Source organism: Pseudomonas sp. B13(2017), from assembly GCF_002113245.1.
Taxonomy (GTDB): domain Bacteria; phylum Pseudomonadota; class Gammaproteobacteria; order Pseudomonadales; family Pseudomonadaceae; genus Aquipseudomonas; species Aquipseudomonas putida_Z.
In genome coordinates this window covers 1-8,549 of the sequence record NZ_NEJX01000043.1, presented here as the reverse complement: position 1 = coordinate 8,549, position 8,549 = coordinate 1, and the positions used below count along the sequence as shown (strand labels likewise).

General features: G+C 61.1%; 6 protein-coding genes and 1 rRNA gene. 3 read left to right on the top strand and 4 right to left on the bottom strand.

What is annotated here, in order from left to right; all coding sequences use genetic code 11:
* Window positions 1-183 precede the first annotated feature (183 nt).
* Window positions 184-299: ribosomal RNA gene (gene rrf / locus CAG44_RS27265) — 5S ribosomal RNA — on the top strand.
* A 133-nt stretch (window positions 300-432) separates the two neighbouring features.
* Here the strand turns inward: rrf and CAG44_RS27260 are convergent.
* The 4 genes from CAG44_RS27260 to CAG44_RS27245 all read right to left on the bottom strand — a co-directional run bounded on the left by CAG44_RS27260 (window position 433) and on the right by CAG44_RS27245 (window position 5,409).
* A complete protein-coding gene (locus CAG44_RS27260) occupies window positions 433-2,847 on the bottom strand; it encodes a TonB-dependent siderophore receptor (RefSeq protein ID WP_085693490.1) in 2,415 nt (804 codons plus the stop codon).
* A gap of 297 nt (window positions 2,848-3,144) precedes the next feature.
* A complete protein-coding gene (locus CAG44_RS27255; protein ID WP_085693492.1) occupies window positions 3,145-4,101 on the bottom strand; it encodes a FecR domain-containing protein in 957 nt (318 codons plus the stop codon).
* 4 nt (window positions 4,102-4,105) lie between these two features.
* The gene (locus CAG44_RS27250) at window positions 4,106-4,609 is read right to left on the bottom strand and encodes a sigma-70 family RNA polymerase sigma factor (protein WP_025337253.1); all 504 of its coding nucleotides are present in this window, start codon (window positions 4,607-4,609) and stop codon (window positions 4,106-4,108) included.
* A gap of 110 nt (window positions 4,610-4,719) precedes the next feature.
* Window positions 4,720-5,409 carry a GntR family transcriptional regulator gene (locus CAG44_RS27245; protein ID WP_025337254.1) on the bottom strand — a complete coding sequence of 230 codons (690 nt, stop codon included), beginning with the start codon at window positions 5,407-5,409 and terminating at the stop codon, window positions 4,720-4,722.
* Window positions 5,410-5,611: 202 nt separating this feature from the next.
* Between CAG44_RS27245 and lapG the strand changes: the two genes are divergently transcribed.
* Window positions 5,612-6,373 (top strand): cysteine protease LapG, encoded by a 762-nt coding sequence (gene lapG / locus CAG44_RS27240; RefSeq protein ID WP_170929341.1) that lies wholly within the window; start codon window positions 5,612-5,614, stop codon window positions 6,371-6,373.
* Window positions 6,374-6,383: 10 nt separating this feature from the next.
* Window positions 6,384-8,330, top strand: a complete 1,947-nt coding sequence (gene lapD / locus CAG44_RS27235) for a cyclic di-GMP receptor LapD (protein WP_085693488.1) — start codon at window positions 6,384-6,386, stop codon at window positions 8,328-8,330.
* Window positions 8,331-8,549 lie beyond the last annotated feature (219 nt).

Below are 8,549 nucleotides of genomic sequence, written 5' to 3'. Positions count from 1 at the left end.
AACTCAGCAGTGAAACGATGCATCGCCGATGGTAGTGTGGGGTTTCCCCATGTGAGAGTAGGTCATCGTCAAGATTCATTTCGCAAAACCCCTATCTGCACATGCAGGTAGGGGTTTTGTCTTTAAGTAGGAACTACAGAGATTCGCAGGTACGTCCAAGGGACGGGCCAGCACACAGAATTTCTTGACGACCATAGAGCATTGGAACCACCTGATCCCATCCCGAACTCAGCAGTGAAACGATGCATCGCCGATGGTAGTGTGGGGTTTCCCCATGTGAGAGTAGGTCATCGTCAAGATTCAAATCCAAAGCCCCTGTCTGCGATGCAGACAGGGGCTTTGTCTTTTCCGGGGGCGCACTTTCATGCGAGCGCGCTTCCCGTGTAGGAGCGGCCTTGTGTCGCGATAGGACGCGCAGCGACCGCCATAGAGTCAGAACTGATAGCTGACCGTGGCACTGACATTGCGCTCTTCACCCATGTAGCAGTAGTTCAGGCTTGCACACGCGGTGATGTAGCTTTCATTGGTGAGGTTATTGGCGTTCAGGCGTACATCCATCCCTTGGAGGCCGACCTTGCCCAGGTCATAGCCGATCGAGGCGTCGAACAGGGTATAGGAGGGCACCTTCATGCTGTTTTCCGCATCCACCCAGCTGTACCCCACATACCGCACCCCACCGCCCAAGCGCAGGCCATCCAGGGCCCTCTGGTGGAAGTTGTAGTCAGCCCAAAGCGAGAACATCTGTTTCGGTGCCTGGGTTGGCGAATTGCCCTTGTTATCCAGGTTGCCAGACACCAGGCTGGGCATCGACTTTGCGTACTCGATATCGGTAAAGGTATAGCCGCCCAGCAGCTTCAAGCTGTCGGTCAGTTGCACATGGGCCTCCAGTTCCAGCCCTTGTGAGCGCACTTGCCCTACAGGGCGATAGAAGTCCTCGTCAGGCTGCTTCGAGGCCAGGTTCTCCTGCTCGATGCGGAACACCGATGCGGTGAACAGGTTGTCGCTACCCGGCGGCTGATACTTGATACCAGCCTCCCATTGAGTGCCCTCGGTCGGTGCCAGAGGGCGGCCTTGCTGGTCGGATACGGTATTGGGGTTGAACGACTCCGAGTAACTGACATAGGGCGCAATACCGTTCTCGAACAGGTAGAGCACACCTGCGCGGGTAGTGAACCTGGAGCGCTGGTCACTGACCTTGGTGTTGCTGTCGCGATTCTCCTCGGACACCTTCACCCAGTCCTGGCGCAGCCCCAACGAGAAGCGCCATTGGTTCAGCTCCACCAGATCCTGCAGGTAAACACCCGTTTGCTGCAAGCGCCGCTGGTAGCGGTTCTCGCCCAGCACCTGAAGGTTGCCGTTGCCGTACTGCGGGTTGCCTGCATCCAACGGATCGACTGTGCCATAACGCCAGGCCACGTCAGCCTTGCGTCGCTGGTAGTCGGCGCCCAGCAGCAAGGTGTGTTTGGCGGCCCCGGTGAAGAATTCCGCCTGCAGCATGTTGTCGATGATGTACGAATGCAGGCGTTCGTCGCCGCCGGTATAGGCGCGGTTGAGGATATTGCTGTCGGCATCCGCCCAACCGGCGGAATACACCTGGTCCATCGACACGTCGGAATCCTGATAGCGGAAGTTCTGGCGTGCCGTGAACACATCGTTGAAGCGATGCTCGAACTGGTAGCTGAAGGACTGTTGGGTACGCTCGTAGTTGTCGATACCCGGCTCGCCCTCGAAGAAGTGGTCCGACAGGCGCAAGCCGTTGCGTTTGTGCAGCATGCCATCTGCGGGGTTACCGCCGTGATAGCCGCCGTTGGGGTCGTGTTGCAGGTAGGCCTGCAGGGTCAGCGAAGTGTCTTCGCTGAAGTCGATGCTGACGGCCGGCGCGATGGCGTAGCGTTCTTCCTTGTTGTGGTCGAACTGCGTGTCGGAAGTATCCGCCAGGCCTGTCAGGCGATAAGCGATACGCTTGTCGTCATCCACGGGGCCGCTGAAGTCGAAACCCATGCCACGCTGGCCTTGGGTACCGATGGTGGCCTGGACTTGATGGTAGGGGGTAAACAGCGGCTTCTTGGTGGTCAGCGCCACCAGGCCTCCTGGCGAGCTACGGCCATACAGTACCGAAGAAGGTCCCTTGAGAATATCGATGCGCTCCAGGAAGTACGGGTCCACCTGCATGGTGCTGTAGGTGCCGTTGTCTCCCATCGACTTGAGCCCGTCGACGTAGATGTTGTCCACCGAGCCGTCGTTGAAGCCACGCATGGCCACATAGTCATAACGATGGGTCGCCCCGTAGGGGTTGGTCAGTACCCCAGGTGTGTAGCGCATGGCTTGGGCAACCGTTTGTGAGCCTTGGTCGTCCATCTGCTGTCGGGTAACCACCGAGACCGATTGCGATGTCTCTACCAGTGGCATGCTGGTCTTGGTCGCCACTTGGCTATGGGTAGCGTTGTAACCCTCCATGCTGCCCAGTGCATTGCCGAGGGTGAAGCTACGGATATCGGTGTCTGGCAATGACAATGCAGCGCTTTGGGGTTGTGCCTGAAGCACGTAGCTCCGGCCGTCCTGGCTGACGGCTTCCAGGCCGCTGCCATTGAGCAACTGGTGCAGTGCCTGATCGGTTGGGTATTGCCCCTGCAGCCCGTTCGACTGCAAGCCTTGGGTGAGCTGGGGTGTGCTCGACAAGGTGATGCCAGCCTGGCGGGCGAACTGGTTGAGCACGTCATCCAACTGGCCGGCCGGGATCGCATAGTGGTGGCTCACCTGGGCGGTTTCAGCTGCCATGGAAAGTTGCGTGACGGCTGTCAGGCCCAAGGCGGTGCCAAACAGGGCAGCCCGGACTGCTTTGCGCAAAGGTGCTGAGTGCAAGACAGGTCGAAAATCATTCGCGTTGAAGGTGCGCGTGTGCACGGGGGCGGTATGCATGAGGGGTCCGTTGAAGTGTGAGGGCAGGAGGTGTCGCTTACTGTCCTAGCCGGACCGGCATTCAAAACCCGTCAAAAAAGTTATTGGGGCCGCTACGCGCCCCATCGCCGGCAAGCCAGCACTCACAGGTATTGCATAGCCCTCAGGCCTTGTGCGATCCCTGTGGGAGCTGGCTTGCCGGCGAAGGGTTGCATAGCAGCCCTGAACGCAATAGCCCCCGTCAGATCAGGCCAGCCCCTCCACGCGAACCCACCAGCGTGTACGTTGGCGAAGCCGCACGGGCAGCGTCCGTGGTAGCAGTTGCAGCAGTTGCTCCGGGTCTTCGAGGCGGAATACACCCGACAAGCGCAAATCGGCAATATCGTCGCTGCAGCCCAGATAGCCATGCCGATAACGGTTGACCTGCGAGAGGAAGTCGAACAGGCGCATGTCCCGGGTGACGATCAGGCCCTCGGTCCAGGCCATCGCATCCATGTCCACCTGCTCGAGCCGGTGTGTACCCTGCGCATCCAGGCGCCAGTTCTGGCCGCTTTCGATCCATTGCAGCGGGCCAATGCCAGGCCGGTGTATCGCCACCCTGCCATGGCTGACACTGACCTGCGTGCAGTCGCTGTCCTGGCGCGCCACAAAGCGCCCTTCGAACCCTTCCAGCAACGCGTCACGAGTTTGTACAAGCAAGGGACGCTGCCGGCTGCAGGCAATCATCAGTTCCCCCTGCTTCAGGCGGACCAGGCGCTGCTGGTCATTGAAGGCCAGGTCGACGGCACTGCGGGTATTGAGTTGCATCAGCGAGCCATCGGGAAGCGCAAAGCTGCGTCGTTCGCCCGTGCCGGTGGCGTAGTCCGATGTCCAGGCGTTGACCGCATCGAGGTCTTTTCCCAGCCATGCCGCCGTCCCCATCATGGCAACGCCACCAAGCAGCTTCAGCGCCTGCCGACGGTGCAGGCGACGCTGGCTGGTCTCCAGGGTCTGCAAAGCCAGCCCGGCGCCAGGGATGGCACGCAGGTCGAGGTCCTGATGCAGGTGAATCACCCGTTGCCAGGCCTGTTCGTGTTCGTGGTGGGCAGTGCGCCATTGCCTGCACTGTTGCTGCAGGGCAGGGTCATGCCCGCTCTCGCGCAGCCTCAGCATCCACTGGATGGCCTGCTTGACCGCTGTTGCGCCAGGCTGTGCGGCGGTCATCATGTCAGCACTCGTCGCTGTAGCGCAGCAGGTAGCAATGGTAGAGCGCGTCGGCGATGTAGCGCTCCACGGTACGCACCGAGATCCCCATCTGGTCGGCGATGGCCTGGTGCTTCAGCCCTTCGCATTGGGCCAGCAAGAATGCGCGGCGTACTTTGGGCTTGAGGCCGTCGAGCATGCGCGCGATGCGCTCCAGCAACTCCAGCAGCAGCTCACGCGTTTCGGCCGAGGGGGCCTGTGCTTCCGGCAACTGTGCCAATGCCTCGAGATAGGCCCTGTGCAGTTCCTCGCGCCGCCAGTGGTCGATCACCAGCCCGCGCGCGACCGTCCGCAGGAAGGCCCGGGGAGTATTCAGTTGCAGGTGTTCGCGACGCTGCAACAGGCGCACGAAGGTGTCCTGGGCCAGGTCTGCGGCATCGGCGGCGTTGCCCAGCTTGCTGCGTAGCCAGGCATGCAACCAGCCGTGGTGGTCACTGTAGAGCGTTTGCACGGAATCGTTGCTGGGCATGGGTGAGGGCGCTGCCATCAATGGATATGAATGATAATTAGTCTCATTGTTGGCGGGAGCCGATCAATTTGCAACCCAGCCGACTGCACCATGCGCGCAGTCACTACCCGCTAGCGCCCCAGTTGCGTATCCAGATACTTGCGGATTACCCGCGATGCGTTATTCAGGTGCCGTTCCAGCACCGCTACCGCTTCGTCCACCAGCTTGTCGCCAGCCGCATCCGCCAGTGCGTTGTGATCGTCCTGGGTGAGCTTGCCCAGGCCCATGGACGAAAGATGAAACCGCAGGAAGCGCTCTTCCTCATTCAGTTCGTCCTCGATCAGGCGCAGAAGCTTCTTGTTCGGCGCCTTGTTGTACAACGACATGTGGAACAGGCGATTGAGGCGGCCGATTTCAGCGTGACGGGTTTCGTTTTCCAGTTGCTGGATATACCCGCGGGCGCTGGCGATGTCGCTGGCATCGAGCAGCGGAATGGACTGGCGCAGCGCCTCGGTCTCGAGCAGCACGCGCAGGGCATAGGTGTCCACCGCGTCCTCGCCGATCAACGGCGCAACCACCGCACCCTTGTGCATCTCCACTTTCAGCAGCGATTGCGCTTCGAGCTGGCGCAGGGCCTCGCGCACGGGCATGCGGCTGACACCGAACAAGGTGGCGAGCTCTTGTTGTCTTACGGCAGTACCTGGGGGCAAGCGGCCATCAAGAATGGCACTGCGCAGGCGTTCTTCGATCACGCCACGGGCCTGGTGCGGCAACAGCTGCTCGCTGGCCAGCACATTGCTCAATTTGATTTTCTCGGCCACGCGACGTCTGCCTCAACGATGACTAAAGTTGGATCCAATGACACTAGTAACAGCTCTTGGGGGTGTCAAACCTACCGGTAATGGAACCGGCGCCCCAAAAGCGCGGCTATGGTGGATGAAGTCGCCGGTCAAAGGAAGCGGCCTATGGAAGGTTATAACCAGAAAGTGTAGGTCGGGTGACCGGCGGGTGCATGATTGCAGGGTGCCATTGTCTTTTGCCGTGGCAAGCCGCACCATCGCTGCTTTCGACTGGCCTGAACAGGGCTTCGCAGTGGCGATATCCTGGATGCTCAAAACTGTTGTGCAACGTGTCGGCCTTGCTGTGCTGCTTGGCAGCCTGCTGCTGGGCGGCTTGCACGCGGATTGGGACTTTTCCCAGATCAGCCGCAAGTCGCAGGCCCTTTATGGCCCTTTGGGTGCCGGGCAGGGCCGGATCGATGCCTGGCAGAACCTGATGGCCACGCAGAAGCAGGGTACGGAGCTTGAGCGATTGCAGGTGGTCAACCGCTTCTTCAACCAGCAATTGCGCTATGTCGAGGATATCGACCTGTGGCATGAGGTCGATTATTGGGCCACGCCGGTGCAGGCGCTGATCAAGGGCGCAGGGGACTGTGAGGACTACGCCATCGCCAAGTATTTCAGTCTGCGGCGCATGGGCATCCCCAGCGAAAAGCTGCGCATCACCTACGTCAAGGCGCTGCGGCAGAACCGGGCGCACATGGTCCTGACCTATTATTCAAGCCCACAGGCACAACCATTGGTGCTCGACAGCCTGATGGATGCCATCAAGCCGGCCAGCCAGCGTACCGACCTGCTGCCGGTGTACGCCTTCAATGGTGAGGGTTTGTGGCTGACGGGCGCCGCAGGCAACAAGAAGGTCGGCGATACCAAGCGGTTGTCGCGCTGGCAGGATTTGCTGAAGAAAATGCAGGCCGAAGGGTTCCCGGCCGAGCCGGTCTACTGAAGGAGCACAGATGTCACTGTTCAAACAATTGCTGTTGGCCATTTGCCTGTTCCTGGTGGTCGCCTTCAGTGGCAGTTTCATGGTCAGCCTGGAAAGTTCGCGCAGCCAATACGTCAACCAGTTGCGCTCGCACGCCCAGGATGCGGCGACCGCGCTGGCGCTGTCGCTGACGCCGAATATTGATGACCCGGCGATGGTCGAGCTGATGGTCAGCTCGATCTTCGACAGTGGTTACTACTCAAGCATCAAGGTTGTCGACTTGAATTCCAATGCTGTGCTGGTGGAGCGCCACGCTGAGCCGGACCCCGGCGGTGTGCCGCGCTGGTTCGTGCACCTGATCGGCCTGGAAGCCGCCGGTGGCGATGCCATCGTCAGCCGCGGCTGGCAGCAGGCCGCACGCGTTGAAGTAATCAGCCACCCGATGTTCGCCATTGCCAAACTCTGGCAGAGCGCCCTGGGCAGCCTGGGTTGGCTGCTGCTGTGTGGCGCGGCCAGTGCGGTACTCGGCGCCTTGCTCTTGCGTCGTCAGTTGCGGCCGCTGGACTACATGGTCGAGCAGTCCCACGCCATTGCCCGCCGCGAATTCCTCAGCCTGCCCGAGTTGCCGCGCACGCCGGAGCTGCGCCGGGTAGTACAGGCGATGAACCAGATGGTCGAGAAGCTCAAGGCACTGTTTACCGAGCAAGCCGAGCGCAGTGAGCGGCTGCGTGCCGAGTCTTATCAGGACAGCCTGACAGGGCTGTCCAACCGCCGTTATTTCGAGATGCAGCTGAACACGCGGGTGAGCAATCTGGAAGAAGCGCGCGCCGGCTACCTGCTGTTGCTGCGGGTCCAGGGGCTGGCGGGGTTGAACGCCCGTCTTGGCGGCCAGCGTACCGACCAGTTGCTACAGGCCGTGGGTGAGCAGTTGCGTCGCACCTGTGCCAGCTACCCGGAAACCAACGACCTGATTTCCCGCAGCCGTGGGGGCGAGTTCGCCGTGCTGGCGCCGGGTATGGTGCATGAAGAGGCGGTACAGCTTGCCCAGGCCCTGGAAGCGACGCTGCACAGCCTGCACGAAACGGGCGCCAGTGATATCGACCCGGTGGCTTGTATCGGCCTGGCGCCGTTCAGCCCCGGTGATTCACCGCAGGCATTGCTGAAGCTTGCCGACGAGGCCCTGGCCCGCGCCGAGAACCAGCCAACACCGGGTTGGGTATGCCTTGAACAAGGCGTGGCTGCAGTTGCCGCGGATAGCCAGCATGTCTGGCACGAGCGGCTGGACCAGGCGTTCGACAATGGGCATTTCGAACTGTTCTTCCAGCCAGTGGTGGATTGCGCTTCTGCGCAACGGGTACTGCACCACAAAGTGATTTCGCGTTTGCAGGATGGCCAGGGCGAGGCGCTGCCGGCCGGCCGCTTCCTGCCCTGGCTGGAGCGCTTCGGCTGGATGCCGCGGCTTGATGTGCTGGTGTTGGAGAAAGTGCTGGCGCACCTTCGAGGGCATGACCAGGTGTTGGCACTGAACCTGTCCGCCGCCACCCTGGCCGACCCCAAGGCACTTCAGCGTGTTTTCGAGCTTCTGGGCCAGAACACGGCGCTCGGCCCGCGGCTGATTTTCGAAATTGGCGAGGAGCAGTTACCTGAGCAGGCGGCCCTGGAGCAACTCACCCGGCGCCTGCACGCGCTTGGCTTCGGCCTGGCGCTGCAACGCTTTGGTGGGCGTTTCAGCATGATCGGCAACCTGGCGCACCTGGGCCTGGCGTACCTGAAGATCGATGGCAGCTACATCCGCAACATTGATCAAGAGCAGCACAAGCGGCTGTTCATAGAAGCGGTCCAGCGCGCCGCACACAGCATCGACCTGCCGCTGATTGCCGAGCGGGTCGAGACGGAAGGTGAGCGGTTGGTGTTGCGGGAGATGGGTGTAGGCGGGATTCAGGGGCAGTTGGTTGGTGAGCCTGCCCCCTGGCGCTGAGGGTATGCGGTCCTTTGTAGGAGCGGCCTTGTGTCGCGAAAGGGCCGCACAGCGGCCCCAGGATTTCAGCAAAGATGCATAAATCGCTGGGGCTGCTGTGCAGCCCTTTCGCGACACAAGGCCGCTTGTATGGTGATACTCGAAGGGGTGGTGGGACGAAAAAGCCGAATCTGACTGTTCACAGCAGTACAGACCGTGGGAGAACTCGCCCCACCCCTT

Excerpts from the sequence above, each read along its gene's own strand:
- CAG44_RS27255 (WP_085693492.1), bottom strand. The coding sequence starts at position 4,101 with ATGACCGCCGCACAGCCTGGCGCAACAGCGGTCAAGCAGGCCATCCAG.
- CAG44_RS27250 (WP_025337253.1), bottom strand. The coding sequence starts at position 4,609 with ATGCCCAGCAACGATTCCGTGCAAACGCTCTACAGTGACCACCACGGC.
- lapD (WP_085693488.1), top strand. The coding sequence starts at position 6,384 with ATGTCACTGTTCAAACAATTGCTGTTGGCCATTTGCCTGTTCCTGGTG.